The organism is Caulobacter radicis (genome assembly GCF_003094615.1).
Taxonomy (GTDB): Bacteria; Pseudomonadota; Alphaproteobacteria; order Caulobacterales; family Caulobacteraceae; genus Caulobacter; species Caulobacter radicis.
Genome location: NZ_QDKO01000040.1, coordinates 54,893 through 72,368, shown reverse-complemented (window position 1 = coordinate 72,368; position 17,476 = coordinate 54,893). Strand labels below are relative to the sequence as shown.

Sequence of the window (17,476 nt, the reverse complement as noted above, 5' to 3'; positions counted from 1 at the left end):
CGGCCGCCGCCATGCTCCTATGATTGATCCTAGGTCTTGAGCAGACCCTTAAGGCGATAAAGCGCTTCGAGAGCCTCGCGGGGGCTCATGCCGTCCACGTCCAGCTCCTTCAGCGCCCCATCCACGGCGCTGGGCGCCGAAACGGCAGGCGCCGCGGCGATGGGCGCCGTGGCGGCGAACAGCGGCAGGTCGTCCAGCTTGGCCGGTGATTCGGTCTTGCTCTCCAGGCGATCGAGCACCTCCTTGGCGCGGGCGACCACCTGCGGCGGCACGCCGGCCAGCTTGGCCACCTGCACGCCGTAGGAGCGGTCGGCCGGGCCGTCGGCGGCCTCGTGCAGGAACACCAGGTCGCCGTTCCACTCCTTGGCCCGCAGGCTGAGGTTGGAGACGTGCGCCATGCGCTCCTCCAGCGTCGCCAGCTCGTGATAGTGCGTGGCGAACAGGGCGCGGCAGCGGTTGGTGTCGTGCAGCGACTCCGCGCAGGCCCAGGCGATGGCCAGGCCGTCATAGGTGGCGGTGCCGCGGCCGATCTCGTCGAGGATGACCAGGCTGCGCGGGGTGGCCTGGGTCAGGATGGCGGCGGTCTCGACCATCTCCATCATGAAGGTCGAGCGGCCGCGCGCCAGATCATCGCCGGCGCCGACGCGGCTGAACAGGCGGTCGACCACGCCCAGCCGGAAGCTCTTGGCCGGCACGTAGCAGCCGGCCTGGGCCAGGATGGCCAGCAGGGCGTTCTGGCGCAGGAAGGTCGACTTACCGGCCATGTTCGGGCCGGTGACGATGGAAAGGCGCGCAGCGACCTCGCCGGCGGCGTCCAGGCGGCAGTCGTTGGGGGTGTAGGGGTCGCCGGCGCGGCGCACGGCGGCCTCGACCACCGGGTGGCGGGCGGCCTTGGCCTCGAAGGCCAGCGACTTGTCGACGGCCGGGCGCACGGCGCCGGCGTCCTCGGACCATTCGGCCAGGCTGGAGGCCACGTCCAGGCGGGCCAGGGCCTCGGCGGCGGCCTGGATCGGCGCGGCCAGGGCGCAGGCCTCGGCCCGCCAGTCCTCGTAGGCGGCCACTTCCATGGCCAGGGCCCGTTCGGCGGCCTGGGCGATGCGGGCGTCGAGGTCGGCCAGCTCAACGGTGGTGAAGCGCACCTGGTTGGCCAGGGTCTGGCGGTGGATGAAGGTGGCGTTCAGCGGCGGCTGGAACAGCGGATCGGCCTTGCCCGCGGTGGCCTCGACGAAATAGCCGAGTACGCCGTTGTGGCGGATCTTCAGCGGGATGCCGGCCTCTTGGATCAGGCGCTGTTCCAGGGCGGCCACCACCCGGCGGCTGTCGTCGCGCAGGGCGCGGGCCTGGTCGAGCTCGGGACGGATCCCGGGGGCCACGAAGCCGCCGTCGCGGGCCAGGGCCGGCAGGTCGGGGCCAAGGCCCGCTTCAAGCGTGTTCAGGAGCTGCGAGACGCCCTGGTGCAGCGACGGCGTCAGGGCGGCCAGGGCGCCCTCCAGTTCGACCGGCGGCGGCGACAGCGGGTCGCCCGAGCCGCCGACCATGCCGGCCAGCTTCTCGCCGGTCTTCAGGCCGTCGCGCAGACAGGCCAGGTCCCGCGGACCGCCGCGGCCCAGGGCCAGGCGGGCCAGGGCCCGGGCCATGTCGCCCGAGCCCTTCAGCTGCTCGCGCAGGCGTTCACGCAGGGACCGGTGCTCGACGAACCATTCGACCGCGTCCAGGCGCTGGTCGATGGCCGCAGGGTCCAGCAGGGGGCGAGCCAGGCGCGAGGCCAGCAGGCGCGCGCCGCCCGGCGTGACGGTGCGGTCGATGGCCGCCAGCAGCGAGCCGTTGCGGTCGCCGCTCTGGGTGCGGTCGATCTCGAGACTGGAGCGGGTGGCCGGGTCGATCGACATTACGTCGGCCTCGGCCGCGCGGCGCGGCGCGCGCAGGGCCGGCAGCTTGCCGGCCTGGGTCATTTCGAGGTGGGCGGCGATCAGGCCCAGGGCGCCGATCTCGGCCGGGGCCAGGCCGCCGAAGCCGTCCAGGGTGTCGACGCCGTAGAGGCGCTTGACCCGGGTCTCCGAGGCCTGCGGCTCCGACAGCGCCGAGGGCATCGGCTGGATCAGGCCGCCGCAGATCTTCAGGGTCTGGGCCAGGTGATCGTCGGCCAGCAGGCGGTCGGCGACCAGGGTCTCGGACGGCGACAGGGCCGCCAGCAGCGGGCCGACACCGTCCTTGCCGGTCGAGAAGCACTCGACCTCGCCGGTGGACAGCTCCACGGCCGCCACGGCCGCCTGGCCCGCGCGGATGGCCACTGCCGCCAGGCGATTGGCCCCCCGGGCGTCCAGCAGGCCGTCCTCGGTCAGGGTGCCCGGCGTCACCACGCGGACGATGTCGCGGCGGACCACCGACTTGGAGCCGCGCTTCTTGGCTTCGGCCGGGTCTTCCATCTGCTCGCAGACGGCGACCTTGAAGCCCATGCGGATCAGCTTCGACAGATAGGCCTCGGCCGCGTGATGCGGCACGCCGGCCATCGGGATCGGCTGGCCGGCATGGGTGCCCCGGAAGGTCTGGGAGATGCCCAGGGCGGCCGCCGCGCGGATCGCGTCGTCGAAGAACAGCTCGTAGAAGTCGCCCATCCGGAAGAACAGCAGGGCGTCGGGCTGCCGGGTCTTCATGTCGAAGAACTGCTGCATCACCGGCGTGGCGCCGGTGGCGTCGAACGTCTGGACGGGCGTAGAAACGGGGGCGTTCATCCGACCGGAAACTACAGAGCGTCGGGGTTTTCGTTAAGGGGTGCGACCGGGGTTTTTCGCCGCCCGACGCGCTTTCGGCAGGGTCTTGTCGGCTTCTCGAAGGGCTGCGAGGTCACGATCGGTTTCCGCACGCCGGGCCGCTCTGCGTCGATCGTCGAAAAGCTTGTATTGCGCCTTCGCGGCGGCCGCGGCCTCGTCGTGGCGGACGTTCCCGCCATGATCTAGAACGACGCGGTTCAGGTTCGCCAGTTGCTGGTCGAGCAGGCGGGTGGCGTCGTCCATGACCAGCAATCGGCCGATGTCGAGCTGGTCTTCGAAGATCCCGAGCAGGATGTCGGTCAGGCGGTTCAGCTCTCTGATCTCGGCCGGCGCCAGATAGTTCTTGGCCACCAGCGCGTCGGCCTGGCGGATCTCGTCCTTGGGCCAGGCCTGCAGGCCCATGTTCGGCGCCGCGGCGTCGGCGCGTTCGTTCAGCGTTTCCGACGGTGTCTGGTTGGTCACGGCGTAGAACAGCTTGGCCTGGGTGCGACGGTAGAAGGTCGTCGCGGCTTGGGAACTCGGCACGTAGTCCTGGCACATGGCGCAGATGCGCCGCAGCTCGGCATAGAGGTTGGCTTCCGAGGCGCGGATATCCCGGACGATCTCGCGCAGTTCGCGGACGCGATCGTTCTCTTCGGGGGTCCTCAGGCGCTCGGCGTCGACGACGAAGCCCTTGGTGGCGAAGCGCACGAGGACGCCGGTCGCCCATTTCCGGAATAGCGTCGCCTGGGCCGAGCTAACGCGATAGCCGACCGAGATCACCATATCGAGGCTGTAGAGCGTACCCGGACGGCCTGCGCCAATTACTTGCATTTTTTGCAAGTTATCCGCCTCGGTGAGTTCGCCTTCCTCGAGAATGTTGCTGACGTGGCGGTAGATGACCGAGGGATCGCGCCCGAAGAGCTGCGCCATCTGCGCCTGGGTCATCCAGAGCGCGTCGCCGTCATGGCGCAGCTCGACGCGGACGCCGCTATTGACGGCATAGATCAGGAAGCGATGGCCGTTGTCGTCCTCGACGAGAGCGACGGGCTGATCGACGTCGACGGTCACGAGCGTCCCCTGGCTTGCGTGGAACAATAGTAGAACAAAAGATCGTTCTGGCAAGCCGAAGCGCGCAAAAGGAAAGGCCCGAAGCTTTCGCCTCGGGCCTTCCATCGATCATCGGGACAGGAAGCTCAGTTCCCCGTCACTTCTTCCCAGAAGCGCTTGGCCTTGCCGACGAAGTTGGCCGACTTGGGGTTCTGCTTGTCGTCGCACAGGCCGGCCAGCTCCTTGAGGAGCTCCTTCTGGCGGGCCGACAGGTGGGTCGGGGTTTCCACGAACAGCTCGACCACCAGGTCGCCGCGCTGGCGGTTGCGCAGCGACGGCATGCCCTTGCCCTTCAGGCGGACGGTCTTGCCGGTCTGGGCGCCTTCGGGAACCTTGACGCTGATCCGGCAGGTGCCGTCGCAGGTCTCGCCGCCCTTCAGGCACGGGGCCTCGATCTCGCCGCCCAGGGCGGCCACGGTCATCGGCACCGGCACGGTGCAGAGCAGGTCGAGACCGTCGCGCTCGAACAGCTCGTGCGGGCTGACCGACAGGAAGAGGTAGAGGTCGCCACGCGGACCGCCGCGCACGCCCGCATCGCCTTCGCCCGCCAGACGAATCCGGGCGCCGTCGTCGACGCCGGCCGGGATGCGGACCGACAGGATGCGTTCCTTGCGGACCTGGCCATGGCCATGGCAGCCGGTGCAGGGGTCGAGCACCAGGCGGCCCGAGCCGCCGCAGCGGGGGCAGGCGCGCTCGACCGAGAAGAAGCCTTGGGTGGCGCGCACGCGGCCGGCGCCGCCGCACGAGCCGCAGACGGTGGGGCTGGTGCCGGGCTTGGCGCCCGAGCCGTCGCAGACCTCGCAGGTCATGGCCGCCGGAACGGTGATCTCGACCTCGGCGCCGGCATAGGCCTGCTCCAGCGAGATCTCCAGGTCGTAGCGCAGGTCCTGGCCGCGCTGGGGGCCGTTGGACTGGCGGCGGCCGCCGCCGAACATCTCGCCGAAGACATCGCCGAACACGTCGCCGAAGATGTCGCTGGCGTCGAACCCGCCGCCCATGCCGCCGGGGCCGCCTTGCGGGCCGTTGACGCCGGCGTGGCCGAAGCGGTCGTAGGCGGCGCGCTTCTGCGGGTCGGAGAGGACGCTGTAGGCCTCGTTGATCTCCTTGAACCGGCCGCTCGCATCCTCGCAACCGCCGTTGCGGTCGGGGTGGTGCTGCATCGCCAGCTTGCGGAAGGCGGATTTCAGGCCCGCGTCGTCGCAGGTCCGGTTCACGCCGAGAATTTCGTAATAGTCGCGCATCGTCAGCGTTCGGCGCCCGTAAGGCTCAACAAGACAGGGAGTGTCGAGAAAGAGGTGGGGGAGGGGGCGCCCCGCCGCAAGGCGTCAATCGGGCGCACCGCAAAACGAGCGCGCCGGCGAACGGATCTCGAAGGATCGTTCGCCGGCGCGTCCATGGCTTAGGAAGCCGGCTTGTCGGCGCCGTCCACTTCCTCGAACTCGGCGTCGACGACGCCGTCGTCCGTGGCGGCCTCGGCGCCGCCTTCGGCGCCTTCACCACCCTGCTGGGCGGCGTACATGGCCTCGCCCAGCTTCATCGACGCCTGGATCAGGGCTTGGGTCTTGGCCTGGATGGCCTCGACGTCCTCGCCTTCCAGGGCGGTCTTCAACTCGGTGACGCCGGTCTCGATCGCGGTCTTTTCAGCCGCGCCGACCTTGTCGCCGTGCTCGGCCAGGGCCTTCTCGGTCGAGTGCAGGATAGCCTCGCCCTGGTTCTTGGCCTCGACCAGCTTCTTTTTTTCTTCGTCCGCGGCCTTGTTGGCCTCGGCTTCCTTGACCATGCGCTCGATGTCGCTGTCCGAGAGGCCGCCGTTGGCCTGGATGCGGATCGAGTGCTCCTTGTTGGTCGCCTTGTCCTTGGCGTGAACCTGGACGATGCCGTTGGCGTCGATGTCGAAGGTGACCTCGATCTGCGGCACGCCGCGCGGCGCCGGCGGGATGCCCACCAGGTCGAACTGGCCCAGGATCTTGTTGTCCACGGCCATCGGGCGTTCGCCCTGGAACACGCGAATGGTCACGGCCGACTGGTTGTCGTCAGCGGTCGAGAAGGTCTGCGAGCGCTTGGTCGGGATCGTGGTGTTGCGCTCGATCAGCGGGGTGAAGACGCCGCCGAGGGTCTCGATGCCCAGGGTCAGCGGGGTCACGTCGAGCAGCAGCACGTCCTTGACGTCGCCTTGCAGCACGCCGGCCTGAACGGCCGCGCCCAGCGCCACGACTTCATCGGGGTTCACGCCCTTGTGGGGTTCGCGACCGAAGAAGTCCTGCACCGCCTGCTGGACCTTGGGCATGCGGCTCATGCCGCCGACCAGGATCACTTCGTCGATGTCGCTCTTCTTCAGGCCGGCGTCCTTGAGGGCCTGTTCGCACGGACCGATGGTGCGGGCGATCAGGTCGTCGACCAGGGCTTCGAGCTTCGAGCGCGACAGCTTGATGTTCAGGTGCAGCGGGCCCGAGGCGTTCATGCTGATGAACGGCAGGTTGACCTCGTACTGAGCCGTCGACGACAGCTCCTTCTTGGCCTTTTCCGCCTCTTCGCGCAGGCGCTGGAGGGCCAGCTTGTCCTTGCGCAGGTCGACGCCCTGCTCCTTCTTGAACTCGTCGGCCAGGTAGTCGACGATCCGCAGGTCGAAGTCTTCACCGCCCAGGAAGGTGTCGCCGTTGGTCGACTTCACCTCGAACACGCCGTCGCCGATCTCCAGGATCGAGACGTCGAAGGTGCCGCCGCCCAGGTCGTAGACCGCGATCTTCTTGCCGTCGTTCTTGTCCAGGCCGTAGGCCAGGGCCGCCGCGGTCGGCTCGTTGATGATGCGCAGGACTTCCAGGCCGGCGATCTTGCCGGCGTCCTTGGTCGCCTGACGCTGGGCGTCGTTGAAGTAGGCCGGGACGGTGATGACCGCCTTGGTCACCGGCTCGCCGAGGTGGGCTTCGGCGGCTTCCTTCATCTTCTGCAGGATGAAGGCCGAGACTTCCTGGGGCGAGTAGTCCTTGCCGTGCGCCTTGACCCAGGCGTCGCCGGTCGGGCCCTTGACGATCTCGTAGGGCACCATGCCCTTGTCCTTCTCGACCACCGGGTCGTTCGCGTTGCGGCCGATCAGGCGCTTGATGGCGAACAGGGTGTTGGTCGGGTTGGTCACGGCCTGGCGCTTGGCGGGCTGGCCGATCAGGCGCTCGCCGTCCTCGAGGAAGGCGACGACCGACGGGGTGGTGCGAGCGCCTTCGGCGTTCTCGATCACCTTCGGGTTCTTGCCGTCCATGATGGCCACGCACGAGTTCGTGGTGCCAAGGTCGATACCGATAATCTTGCTCATGTGGTGTGCCTGCAGCTCCTCGAATGGCGGACGGCGGTGACAAGGGCCTTATCAGAAGCGCCCCGGTTTTTCTCGGTCCGTCCCCGTCTGGTCGCGTCTAGGGTTGATCCAAAATCCTGCCGCCTGGACGAACCAGGCGAAAGGAGAGGCTTCAATCGAAGTTGACGAGCCCGTCAACCCCGCTTCGATGCCCGATATGGGGGATACGCGTACAGTCGCAACCCCATTCCCGCAGGGAAAGAAGGGGAATCTGCAAGACGGAACGTCGCAGCGTCGGCCTGTCGACCCTCGGCCGACGCCGCGAAAAGTCCGGTTCAGCCGGCCTTGGCGACCCAGGCGGTGATCGCCGGCAGCCGCTCACGACGCACCTTGGCCCGGTACTCGATCGCCGAGACCGTCTTGTCGGCCTCCTTGCGCGAGCTCTCAGTGAGGTTGGCGCTGGCCCAGGCCTTCAGCTTCTCGGCCGTTTCCGGCTTGCCCGAGGCCTTGGCGAGGCTGGGGATGAAGCGGGTGCGGGCGCTGTTGTCGACCTTGGCGTCGACCGCGTCGCGATGGGCCGTGGCGAAGTCGAAGGCCATGTCGGGATGGCGCGAGGCGACGGCCGAGATCATGCCGGCCGAGTTGGTCTCGCCCGGCTCGGCGGTCAGGGCCAGGTCCAGGGCCTTGCGGGCCAGGGCCTCGTCGTCGGCCGCCGCCAGCAGGCTGTAGAGCTGGGTGCGGACCAGCGGCGTCTTCTCGGCCTGGGCCTGGGCGTGGATGGCGTCCCAGGTCGCCGCGTCGGCGTTGACGGCCACGACGCCCAGGATCGCCTTGCGCAGCGGACCGGGGATGGCGGCCGGATCGGTCTTGTCGGCGGCGAAGCGCTTGCGGGCCTCGGCGACCACGGCCGGATCGCCCAGCTCGCCCAGGGTGGCGATCAGGTCGCCGCGCAGGATGGCGACGGGATCGGGCTCTCCGGCCTTGGCCTCCCAGCCCACGCGGGCCAGCAGCGGCGACAGGCGGGCGAGCGCCAGCTTGCGGAAGGCGGCGCGCTCGGCCTGGCCCTCGTAATAGCCGTCGATGGCCGACAGCACCGAGGCGACCTTCGACAGCACCTGCGGGTCGGCGTCGGCCGGCGTGGCGGCGATCAGGGCCAGGGCGTCGGTCGGCGACTGCTGGCCGGCCGCGCCCATCGACCAGGCGTCGGACAGCAGGCCCAGCTGGTCGATCGCCGGCAGCTTGCCGAAATCGGCCGCAAGGCGCTGGAACTGGGCCGGGGCGTAGAGCGTGCGGTAGTAGCCGCTCTGGCCGGCGTTGACGACGACGGGGCCGCAGCCCTCGACGGTCAGGCTGGCCTTGCCGCCTTCGACCACGGTCTTGGCCACCGCGGCGCCGTCCAGGGCCTTGGCGTTGACCGGCACGCGCCAGGACAGCGGCGTCTTGTCGGGGAAGTCCTTGCTGAACTCGCCTTGGGTCAGGGTCAGCACCTGCTTGCCGGCCTGGCAGGCGCCGGCCTCGACGCGGATCAGGGGCACGCCCGGCTGCAAGGTGAAGTCGTGGGCGATGGCGGTGATCGGCTTGCCGGCGGCGGTCTCGACGGCCTTCCACAGGTCGTCGCTGACCGTGTTGCCGTAGGCGTGGGCCTTGATGTAGGCGCGCACGCCGGTGCGCCAGGCGTCCTCGCCGACATAGCCCTCCAGCATGCGGATGACCGCCTCACCCTTCTGGTAGGTGATGGCGTCGAAGGCCTGGCTGGCCTGCTCGACGGTCTCGACGTGCTGCACGACGGGGTGGGTGGTGACCAGGCCGTCCAGGCTCATGGCGTATTCGCGCCCGCCGACGGCGGCCAGGGCGGCGTTCCATTCGGGATGGAACTTCTCGGTCGCCCGGCCCTCCATCCACGAGGCGAAGCCTTCGTTGAGCCACAGGTCGTCCCACCAGGCCATGGTCACCAGGTTGCCGAACCATTGGTGGGCGGTCTCGTGGGCGACGGTGGTGTAGATGTTCTGGGCGTCGCGCTGGGTCGAGATCTTCGGATCCATCAGCAGGGCGTATTCGAAGTAGAAGATCGCTCCCCAGTTCTCCATGGCGCTGAAGAACTGGCTGCGGCCGGGGGCGGCGATGTGGTCGAGCGCCGGCAGCGGGTAGTCGACGCCGAAATAGTCGTTGTACCAGGCCGTCAGCGGACCGGCCGACTCCAGGGCGAACTTCGCCTTGGGCAGGTCGCCCTTCTTGGTCACGACCCCGATGTCGACGCCGGCGGTCTTGACGCTGGCGCGCTCGAACTCGCCCAGGCCGAAGAACAGCAGGTAGGTCGACATCTTCGGCGAGGTCGCGAAGGTCACGCGGGTCTTGCCGCCGGGAAGGTCGACGCTCTTGGCGATCGGCATGTTGCCCAGCGCCATCTGGCCGGTCGGCACGGTGGCCTCGACGCTGAACGTCGCCTTGTGGAACGGCTCGTCCCACGAGGGGATGAACCGGCGGGCGTCGGAGTTCTCGAACTGGGTGTAGAGGGCGCGTTTGGGGCCCTCCTCGGTGTCGTAGTCGAGGGCGAACAGGCCCGCGGCCTGGGTGTAGATCTTGCCGGCGTAGTCGATGGCCAGCACGTGCTTGCCCTTGGCCAGCGGGGCCTTGACCGCGAAGGCGGCGGTCTGGGCGTCCTCGTCGACCTTGATGGTCGCCGGCTTGCCGTCGATCGTGGCCTTGGCGAACGTCAGGTCGGCCGCCTGCAGGGTGATGGTCGCGGTCGGCTCGGTGACCTCGACAGCGATCTTCACCGAGGCGGTGAAGCTCATCTTCTCAGCGTCGGGCGTGAAGGCCAGGTCGTAGTGGGTCGGATGGGCGTTGCGCGGCAGCTGGGTGGTCACCGTGGCCGGCGTCGCGCCCTTGGCGCTCGAGACGGCCGGGGCGGCGAGGGCGGTTCCGGAGGCGAGAAGCAGCGTGACCGCCGCGGCGGTGGACAGAAGACGACGCATGAACGGCCCTGGTATGGAATGATCGTGCGGAGAAACCCGCGAAGGCGCGAACCAACACCCATCCGCCCGTCCACAGGCATTAATTCCGCGTAATGATGACCCCCGTCAGCCTCGTCCCCGGTTTCGATCTCTGGCCTGGCCTGCTGTCGCCCGACGCCCAGCGCGCGCTGGTCGAGGCGGTGCTGGCGGCGTCGGCGATCGCGCCACCGGCCCACTACGCCACGCCCTACGGCAAGGCGATGAGCGTGGCGATGACCAGCCTGGGTCCGCTGGGATGGACCAGCGACGCGGCCGGCTATCGCTACGCCGACCGCCATCCGGGCACGGGCGCGGCCTGGCCGGGAATGCCCCAGGCGCTGCTCGATCTCTGGGCGGCCCTGGGCGATCCCGAGGTTCCGCCCGACGCCTGCCTGGTGAATTTCTACGGCCCTGAAGCCCGCATGGGCCTGCACCAGGACCGCGACGAGGCCGACCCGCGCTTTCCGGTGCTGTCGATCTCGCTGGGCGACACGGCGGTGTTCCGCATCGGCGGGACTTCTCGGAAGGATCCGACCCGCTCGGTGCGGCTGTCGTCCGGCGACGTCTGCCGGCTGTCGGGCCCCGCGCGGCTGGCCTTCCACGGCGTCGACCGCATCCTGCCGGGCTCCTCGCGCCTCGTGCCGGGAGGAGGGCGGATCAACCTTACTGTGAGGCAAGCAAGTAAACTCGCCCTTTAATTGTATATGTTGTATAGCGATGGTATTCGATCTGCGACATCGGGGCGGGGGCCTTAACGTGAAGAAACAAGCTTGTGCTGCGGCATGCGTGCTGCTGATCACCACGGCATGTACGGATGGGATGATTGACCGACGACATCCGTTGATGACTGAGCCGGCCGCCGCTGCGAAAACCGACGACGGTCCGCTGCGCGAATACCAGATCGATTTGCCGGTCGTGATCCGCGAGAGCTTGAAGCAGAAAAACTATGAAAATCTGCTGCTCATTGGCGACCCGAAGCTCACGGCCGGCACCGTGTCGGCAAAGCCCTACCGGTCGAGAACGGGAGGCGACGCCGAACTCGATAGACTGATCGTCGCAATCGACAGCACGGGCGACAAGTCGATCCGCAACACCGTGCTTGCCCAGTTAGTGGCGGCTTCAACGACGAATTGTTCGATCTATCTACAGAGCTTACGCGGCGGCCAGGTTACGGCGCGCCTGACCTCGGATATCGCCGCCACGGCGTTCGGTTTGGCCGGCGGATTGGCCGAACCGGTGCGCAGCGCACGCATCCTGTCGAACCTGTCAGCCTTCTCGACCTCGACCGGCGCCTCGATCGACCGCTCAATCTTCGCCCAGCAGGGAGCCGAGCTCGTCGCCGACGCTATTGTCCAGCTTCGCGAGAAGGATCGCCTCTATTTGGAAGGCCGAATGAGCGAGGATATGGACGCATGGCCCATGGGCCTGGCGCTCGCCGACTTCGCGCGCTTCCACGGCGATTGCAGCATGCTGCGAGGCCTCTCCCAGATGCGCGAAGCCGTCGTCGCCCGCGAACAGCAAGTTCAGGCCGCGCGAGCTAGCGCGCTCGCGGTCGCACAGAGCGGAGGGGATGGCAAAGAAGTGGCCGCCGCCGTCGCCGGTGTTGTCGATGGCTATGGCGACATTCGCCTCGCCTCTTATGACATCACCCCCTCTGCCCGGGTTACCAACGGCAGTCTCCGCCAGGATCTCGAAAGCCAAAAGGCGCTGGCGATGGCCTGCTTCGACAAGGCTCTGGGGAAGTTCTCGGGAACGATGTCAATGAACAAGCTTCCCGATACCGACAAATGCGCTCCTAGCGAGCCGAAGTGGAAGGATCGTTACAGTGCTCAGGCAGACACGGCTTTGTCGGCCCTAACCTTCGGTGATATCGACAGTAAGGAGCGGACTGCGATCGACCTGAAGGAGGCCGAGAGCATGTCAGAAAAAGCAAAAAAGGACTCACCAAACGATAAAAAGGCGCTGGAAGATGCTGCGGTCGGTCTCGAAGAAGCTCGACAAAAGAGGTTCGCCCATGCCGAGACCATCATAAAAAGCGCTCAGTCGCAGGTTCGCGCTGCGATCGACATCGATATCGGCCGTATCGCGTCAGCGCGCTCAATTGCCGTGGCCGCACTGGATGGTTTGACCGCCGAGCGCCCCGCCGCCGATGCCAAGCCCCTGGTTGAAGCCGCCGCGGGTGCCGATCTGAAAACCAAGGACCCGGCCTTCGTGCTGGCCCTGCAGGCCATCGACAATGTCAGCGGCGCCAATGGCAACGCCTTGCAGGCAGCCTCAATCGCCAAGGCCGCCATCCGATCGGTCGCTTCGACGCCCCTCTAGCCGCCTAAACGAAAAGGGCCGCTCCCTGCGGAGCGGCCCTTTCGGTCGACCGTGAAAGTCCGATCAGCCGCGCAGCTTGCGGGTGATGGTCTCCAGGTCCTGGCTGAGCACGGCGTCGTCCTGGCGCAGGGCCTCGATGCGGCGCACGGCGTGCAGCACGGTGGTGTGGTCGCGACCGCCGAAACGACGGCCGATGTCCGGCAGCGAACGGGTGGTCAGCTGCTTGGCCAGCCACATGGCGGCCTGGCGCGGGCGGGCGATGGCGCGGTTGCGGCGCTCGCTGAGCAGGTCGGCCTGCTTCATGCCGTAGTGCTCGGACGTCGCCTTCTGGATGTCGTCGATGGTGATCCGCTTCTCGCCGCCGCGCAGGTGCGGGCGCAGGATCGCCTGGACTTCATCCAGCGACAGGCGCGACAGGCGCTCGCCGGCGCGGGCGGTCAGGGTGTTGAGCGCCCCTTCCAGCTCGCGGACGCTGTCGGTGAAGCGGTCGGCCAGGAATTGCAGCACTTCCGGGCGCACCGTGCCGGTGAAGCCCTGGGCGCGGCCCAGCGCCTCGATCTTGCGCTCGAGGATGCCCAGGCGCAGCGAGCGGTCGGCCGGCTCCATGCCGCAGACCAGGCCCGCCGACAGGTGCGAGCGCAGGCGCGCGTCCATCTCGGTCATGGCCGAGGGCGGACGGTCGGCCGAGAACACCACCCGGCGGCCGTCCTCGACGAGGGCGGTCAGGGTGTGGAACAGCTCTTCCTGGCTCGACTGCTTGCCGGCGATGAAGTGCACGTCGTCGATGATCAAGAGGTCGGCGCCGCGCAGCTCGTCCTTGAAGGCCGTGGTCTGGCGATCCATGACCGCGCGGACGAAGGTCGACAGGAAGCGCTCGGCGGTCAGGTAGACCACGCGCTTGTTCGGGGCGGCGCGCATGGCCTCCCAGGCCAGGGCGTTCAGCAGGTGCGTCTTGCCGAAGCCGTAGGGGCCGTGGAACAGCACCGGGTTGAAGTGGCCGTCGGCCCAGCTGGCGACGCGGCGCGCCACGGCGTGGGCGAATTCGTTGGCGGGGCCCGGAACGAAGCTGTCGAAGGTGAAGCGTTCCTGCAGGCCCTGGATCGGCGAGGTCTTGCCGGCGGGGGTCGGCGCGGCGGCGGGGACGTCGCTGGAGACCGGCAGCACGATCTCGATCGGCTGCGGCTTGGCCTCGACATAGACGGCGCCGGTGGTGGCCGAGGCGGCGTCGGCCGAGGCTTCGAACTCGAGGCGCGACTTGAGGTCCATGCGGCGGCCCACGGCGTCGCCGGCGGCCCACAGCTCGCCGATGCGGCGCCAGGCGCTGCGACGGATCCAGTCGCGCGCGATGCCGGTGGGGGTGACGAGCACGACGTCGCCGCCTTGCGTCTCGCGCAGGACCGCGGGTGCGATCCACGAACCGAAGGCGGCGTCGCCCAGTTCGCGTTTCAGGGAGACGCAGACTTTGTTCCACACGATGCCGGCAGGCTCGCGCGTGACGGCGGCATACGCCGCCGACAATTCCTGACTGGCCGCCCCGACCTTGATCGACATCAGTTCACCGCCTCGCGCCTGCATACACACAATTACAGATTGCCGGTCGCAAGCCCCCCATGGCGCACGACCGAACTCAGAAACTCTCCCCCCGCATTAATTGAGGACACACAGGGGCTTAACCGGCGAACGCATGATGTCCGCCGCCGCCGCTGTCGTCACAAGACTGGGAGAGCGCTGAGACCTTTAAACTAGCCACCGGCCCGGGCCGGTCAAACGGAAAACTTGCGTCCGATCGCGGATATTTCTGTTGACTCGCGACACCGCCTCGCCCGTCAAGGGAAAGCCGTTTTGAAGACTTTCGTTCGACGAGCCGGGGGGCAGGTAAAGGAGTACATAGACAAAGCAAAAGCCGACCGAGTTGCCTCGATCGGCTTCTACAAGTCTTTGATTTCGCTGAACGAACGGTGTTCGTTCGCGATCTGGACTTAGGCGGCGGCCTTATCCAGCTTCTTCAGACGGGCGGCCAGGCGCGACACCTTGCGCGAGCCCGTGTTCGGGTGAACGACGCCCTTCGAGACAGCGCGCATCAGCTCCGATTGAGCCTCGATGAACGCGGCCTTGGCGACGGCGACGTCGCCCTTGGCGATGGCGTCTTCGAACTTGCGCAGGAAGGTGCGCACGCGCGAACGGCGAGCGGTGTTCACTTCGGTGCGACGGGCGATCTTGCGGATCGCTTTCTTGGCGCCGGGATTATTGGCCATGGATAGGACCTTCAAACGGACGGCCGCGCGGGCGGCCGCGAAGCAGGTGAAATCAAGAGCGCGCGGATATACGGGAACCCCGCCGATGGGTCAATCCATCCACATGGGGATTCTTCGTCGGCCGACGGCGCGGCGCCGTCACGAACCCTTGAACGCGGGTTTGCGCTTCTCGACGAAGGCGGCCATTCCCTCCTTCTGGTCGTCGAAGGCGAACAGCGAGTGGAACAGCCGCCGCTCCAGCGCCACGCCCGTGGTCAGGGTGGTCTCGTAGGCGGCGTTGACCAGTTCCTTGTTCATCGCCGTGGCGAGGGGCGATTGGGAGGCGATCTTGGCGGCGACCTTCACGGCCTCGTCGACCAGCTGGTCGGCCGGGAAGATCCGCGAGACCAGGCCCGCGCGCTCGGCTTCCTCGGCGTCCATCATCCGGCCGGTCAGGATCATGTCCATGGCCTTGGACTTGCCCACCAGGCGGGTCAGGCGCTGGGTGCCGCCGATGCCGGGCGCGACGCCCAGATTGATCTCGGGCTGGCCGAACTTGGCGGTATCGGCGGCCAGGATGAAGTCGCACATCATCGCCAGCTCGCAGCCGCCGCCCAGGGCGTAGCCGGACACCGCGGCGATGATCGGCTTGCGCACCGTCTCGATGGCCCGGGCCTGGGCCGTGAAGAAGTCGGCCTTGAACATGTCGGCATAGGACTTGTCCGACATCTCCTTGATGTCGGCGCCGGCGGCGAAGGCCTTGGGCGAGCCGGTCAGCACGATGCAGCCGACCGTGTCGTCGCCCTGGGCCTGGGCCAGGGCCTGGCCGAGTTCCGTCAGCAAAACACTGTTGAGGGCGTTCAGCGCCTCGGGCCGGTTCAGGCGGATCAGGGCCACGCCGGGCGCGGTCGTCGGGCGTTCGACGATCAGGGTCTCAAAGGCCATCGGCCGTCCTTCCTCATGCTCACTTTGGCCGTCTAGCGCGGCCCTTCGACATCGTAACCCAGGGCGCGCAGGCGGGCCGGCAGGCCGTCGGGACCCAGAAGGTGCCCGGCGCCGACCACCACCACCGTCCGGCCGGAGCCGGCCAGGCGCGCTTGCAGGGCGTCCATCCACCGTGCGTTACGCTCGACGATGAAACGGCGATAGAGGGCGGGCGAAGATTTCCGCATTCCGCCGACCACGGCGCGTTCCAGCGCCTTCTGATCGCCCTTCGACCAGGCTGCGACCAGGCGGCGATAGGCGCCGGGGTCCTTTTCCAGCTGCCTGACCGTGGCGTTGAGGGTCCTCACCTGGTCGGCCTCGGACGCGCCGGCGAACAGGGCCATCTGCTGGTCGGGGGTCTCGAAGGCCTTGCGGACGACCTTTGGCGGCGCGGCCGCCTGCAGCCGCCGCTCGACCCCGTCATCGGCCAGGCCCCGGTCCTGGGCGAAGGCGGCCGTGGTCAGCCGCACCTCGGCCATCCAGGGCTTGAGGCGCTCGATCTCGCTCATCGGCACGTCGAGCCGGTCGGCCAGCTTGCGCAGCCGGGCGGCGGCGCGGGGCTTCAGCCGCGAGGTCAGGGTCTGGCCCGGCGGCAACAGGCCGTAGGCGCCGGCCAGGTCCTGCATCCGCCGGTCGGCGGCCGCGTCCATCGGGACCTCGAACCACAGGTCGTCGGCCTGGGCGAGGGCGGCGTCCAGCGCCGGCGGCTTCCAGTCGAGGTCCTTGGGCAGGACGTGCATCGAGCCGAACAGCACGATCTCGGAATCCGTGTCGCGCACCGTCCACACCGGCGGCGCGGCCAAAGCGGGCGCGGCCAGCAGCGTGGCCAGGGCGACGAGGAGGGAACGGAACATCACGCCAAACCGGAAAGCCGCGCTTCGACGTCGGGAAGCGCGGCCAGGGTCATTTCTGACAAACGGGGCAGAAGAAGGTCGAACGCCCGGCCTGCACCTCGCGGGCGATCACGCCCTTGCAGCCCGGGGTGGGGCAGGGCTCGCCCTCGCGGTCGTAGACCCGGAAGCGATGCTGGAAATAGCCCAGCGCCCCGTCGGCGGCGGCGAAGTCCTTCAGCGACGAGCCGCCGACCTCGACGGCCTCGGCCAGCACGTCCTTGATGGCGGCCGTCAGCGGGCCCAGCCGCTTGCCGGCGATCTGGCCCGACGGCTTGAACGGCGAGATGCCCGAGCGGTGCAGGGCCTCGCAGACATAGATGTTGCCCAGGCCCGCCACGGTCTTCTGGTCCAGCAGCAGGGTCTTGGGTCCCTGCTTGCGGCCACCGAAGGCCTTGACCAGCGTCTTCGCGTCGAAGGCCTCGGACAGCGGCTCGGGGCCCATGGTCGCGAACCACGGATGGCGGTCGACGCGGTCGGTGGCGATCAGGTCCATGAAGCCGAACCGGCGAGGGTCGTAATAGGTGACGATCGCGCCCTCTTCGGTCTCGAAGACGACGTGGGCGTGCTTGTCGTCCGGCTTGACCTCGCGGGCGAAGTCGCCGGGTCTCACGGCGCCCTCCGGGGCGGCGATCTCGAACCTTCCGGTCATGCCCAGATGCATCACCAGGGTGTCGCCGCGATCCAGCGGGGCCAGCAGGTACTTGGCTCGCCGCTCCAGTCGCAGGATCCTCGCGCCGGTCAGGCGCTGGACGAAGCCGTCGGGCAGGGGAAAGCGCAGGTCGGGGCGGTTGGCGCGCACACGGGAAAGCCGCGCGCCGGACAGGACGGGCTCGAGTCCGCGGCGGACGGTCTCGACTTCGGGCAGTTCGGGCAAGGAAGACCCCTTAAAACGATGACGCGGCGC

General features: G+C 68.3%; 12 protein-coding genes. 2 read left to right on the top strand and 10 right to left on the bottom strand.

The features are described 5' to 3' along the window. Positions 1-29: 29 nt before the first annotated feature. From mutS to DDF62_RS20885, 5 genes are all read right to left on the bottom strand, one after another. Entirely contained in the window at positions 30-2,732 is a 2,703-nt protein-coding gene (gene mutS / locus DDF62_RS20905; protein WP_116490890.1) for a DNA mismatch repair protein MutS, read from the bottom strand. A gap of 33 nt (positions 2,733-2,765) precedes the next feature. Beyond that, entirely contained in the window at positions 2,766-3,821 is a 1,056-nt protein-coding gene (gene rhuM, locus DDF62_RS20900) for a RhuM family protein (RefSeq protein WP_244286897.1), read from the bottom strand. 125 nt (positions 3,822-3,946) lie between these two features. Further along, positions 3,947-5,101 carry a molecular chaperone DnaJ gene (dnaJ, locus tag DDF62_RS20895; protein ID WP_116490888.1) on the bottom strand — a complete coding sequence of 385 codons (1,155 nt, stop codon included), beginning with the start codon at positions 5,099-5,101 and terminating at the stop codon, positions 3,947-3,949. Positions 5,102-5,259: 158 nt separating this feature from the next. Beyond that, a complete protein-coding gene (dnaK, locus tag DDF62_RS20890; RefSeq protein ID WP_116490887.1) occupies positions 5,260-7,167 on the bottom strand; it encodes a molecular chaperone DnaK in 1,908 nt (635 codons plus the stop codon). A gap of 314 nt (positions 7,168-7,481) precedes the next feature. Further along, a complete protein-coding gene (locus DDF62_RS20885; protein ID WP_116490886.1) occupies positions 7,482-10,121 on the bottom strand; it encodes a M1 family metallopeptidase in 2,640 nt (879 codons plus the stop codon). 92 nt (positions 10,122-10,213) lie between these two features. Between DDF62_RS20885 and DDF62_RS20880 the strand changes: the two genes are divergently transcribed. Further along, positions 10,214-10,837 carry an alpha-ketoglutarate-dependent dioxygenase AlkB gene (locus tag DDF62_RS20880; RefSeq protein WP_116490885.1) on the top strand — a complete coding sequence of 208 codons (624 nt, stop codon included), beginning with the start codon at positions 10,214-10,216 and terminating at the stop codon, positions 10,835-10,837. Positions 10,838-10,925: 88 nt separating this feature from the next. Next, entirely contained in the window at positions 10,926-12,461 is a 1,536-nt protein-coding gene (locus DDF62_RS20875; protein ID WP_133244963.1) for a hypothetical protein, read from the top strand. A gap of 63 nt (positions 12,462-12,524) precedes the next feature. Here the strand turns inward: DDF62_RS20875 and dnaA are convergent, their stop codons facing one another. The 5 genes from dnaA to mutM all read right to left on the bottom strand — a co-directional run bounded on the left by dnaA (position 12,525) and on the right by mutM (position 17,446). Further along, entirely contained in the window at positions 12,525-14,012 is a 1,488-nt protein-coding gene (gene dnaA / locus DDF62_RS20870; RefSeq protein WP_116490883.1) for a chromosomal replication initiator protein DnaA, read from the bottom strand. A 428-nt stretch (positions 14,013-14,440) separates the two neighbouring features. Next, positions 14,441-14,716, bottom strand: a complete 276-nt coding sequence (gene rpsT / locus DDF62_RS20865) for a 30S ribosomal protein S20 (protein WP_058347097.1) — start codon at positions 14,714-14,716, stop codon at positions 14,441-14,443. Between the two features lie 138 nt (positions 14,717-14,854). Next, the gene (locus DDF62_RS20860) at positions 14,855-15,640 is read right to left on the bottom strand and encodes an enoyl-CoA hydratase (RefSeq protein WP_101720435.1); all 786 of its coding nucleotides are present in this window, start codon (positions 15,638-15,640) and stop codon (positions 14,855-14,857) included. A 32-nt stretch (positions 15,641-15,672) separates the two neighbouring features. Further along, positions 15,673-16,533: a TraB/GumN family protein gene (locus DDF62_RS20855; RefSeq protein WP_116490882.1), complete on the bottom strand. Its 861-nt coding sequence runs from the start codon at positions 16,531-16,533 to the stop codon at positions 15,673-15,675. A gap of 49 nt (positions 16,534-16,582) precedes the next feature. Then, entirely contained in the window at positions 16,583-17,446 is an 864-nt protein-coding gene (gene mutM, locus DDF62_RS20850) for a bifunctional DNA-formamidopyrimidine glycosylase/DNA-(apurinic or apyrimidinic site) lyase (RefSeq protein ID WP_116490881.1), read from the bottom strand. Positions 17,447-17,476 lie beyond the last annotated feature (30 nt).

Bases quoted from the DNA above. Each gene is read 5' to 3' on its own strand.
- DDF62_RS20885 (WP_116490886.1), bottom strand. From the start codon at position 10,121: ATGCGTCGTCTTCTGTCCACCGCCGCGGCGGTCACGCTGCTTCTCGCC.
- rpsT (WP_058347097.1), bottom strand. From the start codon at position 14,716: ATGGCCAATAATCCCGGCGCCAAGAAAGCGATCCGCAAGATCGCCCGT.
- DDF62_RS20855 (WP_116490882.1), bottom strand. From the start codon at position 16,533: ATGTTCCGTTCCCTCCTCGTCGCCCTGGCCACGCTGCTGGCCGCGCCC.
- DDF62_RS20880 (WP_116490885.1), top strand. From the start codon at position 10,214: ATGATGACCCCCGTCAGCCTCGTCCCCGGTTTCGATCTCTGGCCTGGC.
- DDF62_RS20860 (WP_101720435.1), bottom strand. From the start codon at position 15,640: ATGGCCTTTGAGACCCTGATCGTCGAACGCCCGACGACCGCGCCCGGC.
- dnaJ (WP_116490888.1), bottom strand. From the start codon at position 5,101: ATGCGCGACTATTACGAAATTCTCGGCGTGAACCGGACCTGCGACGAC.
- dnaA (WP_116490883.1), bottom strand. From the start codon at position 14,012: ATGTCGATCAAGGTCGGGGCGGCCAGTCAGGAATTGTCGGCGGCGTAT.
- dnaK (WP_116490887.1), bottom strand. From the start codon at position 7,167: ATGAGCAAGATTATCGGTATCGACCTTGGCACCACGAACTCGTGCGTG.
- mutS (WP_116490890.1), bottom strand. From the start codon at position 2,732: ATGAACGCCCCCGTTTCTACGCCCGTCCAGACGTTCGACGCCACCGGC.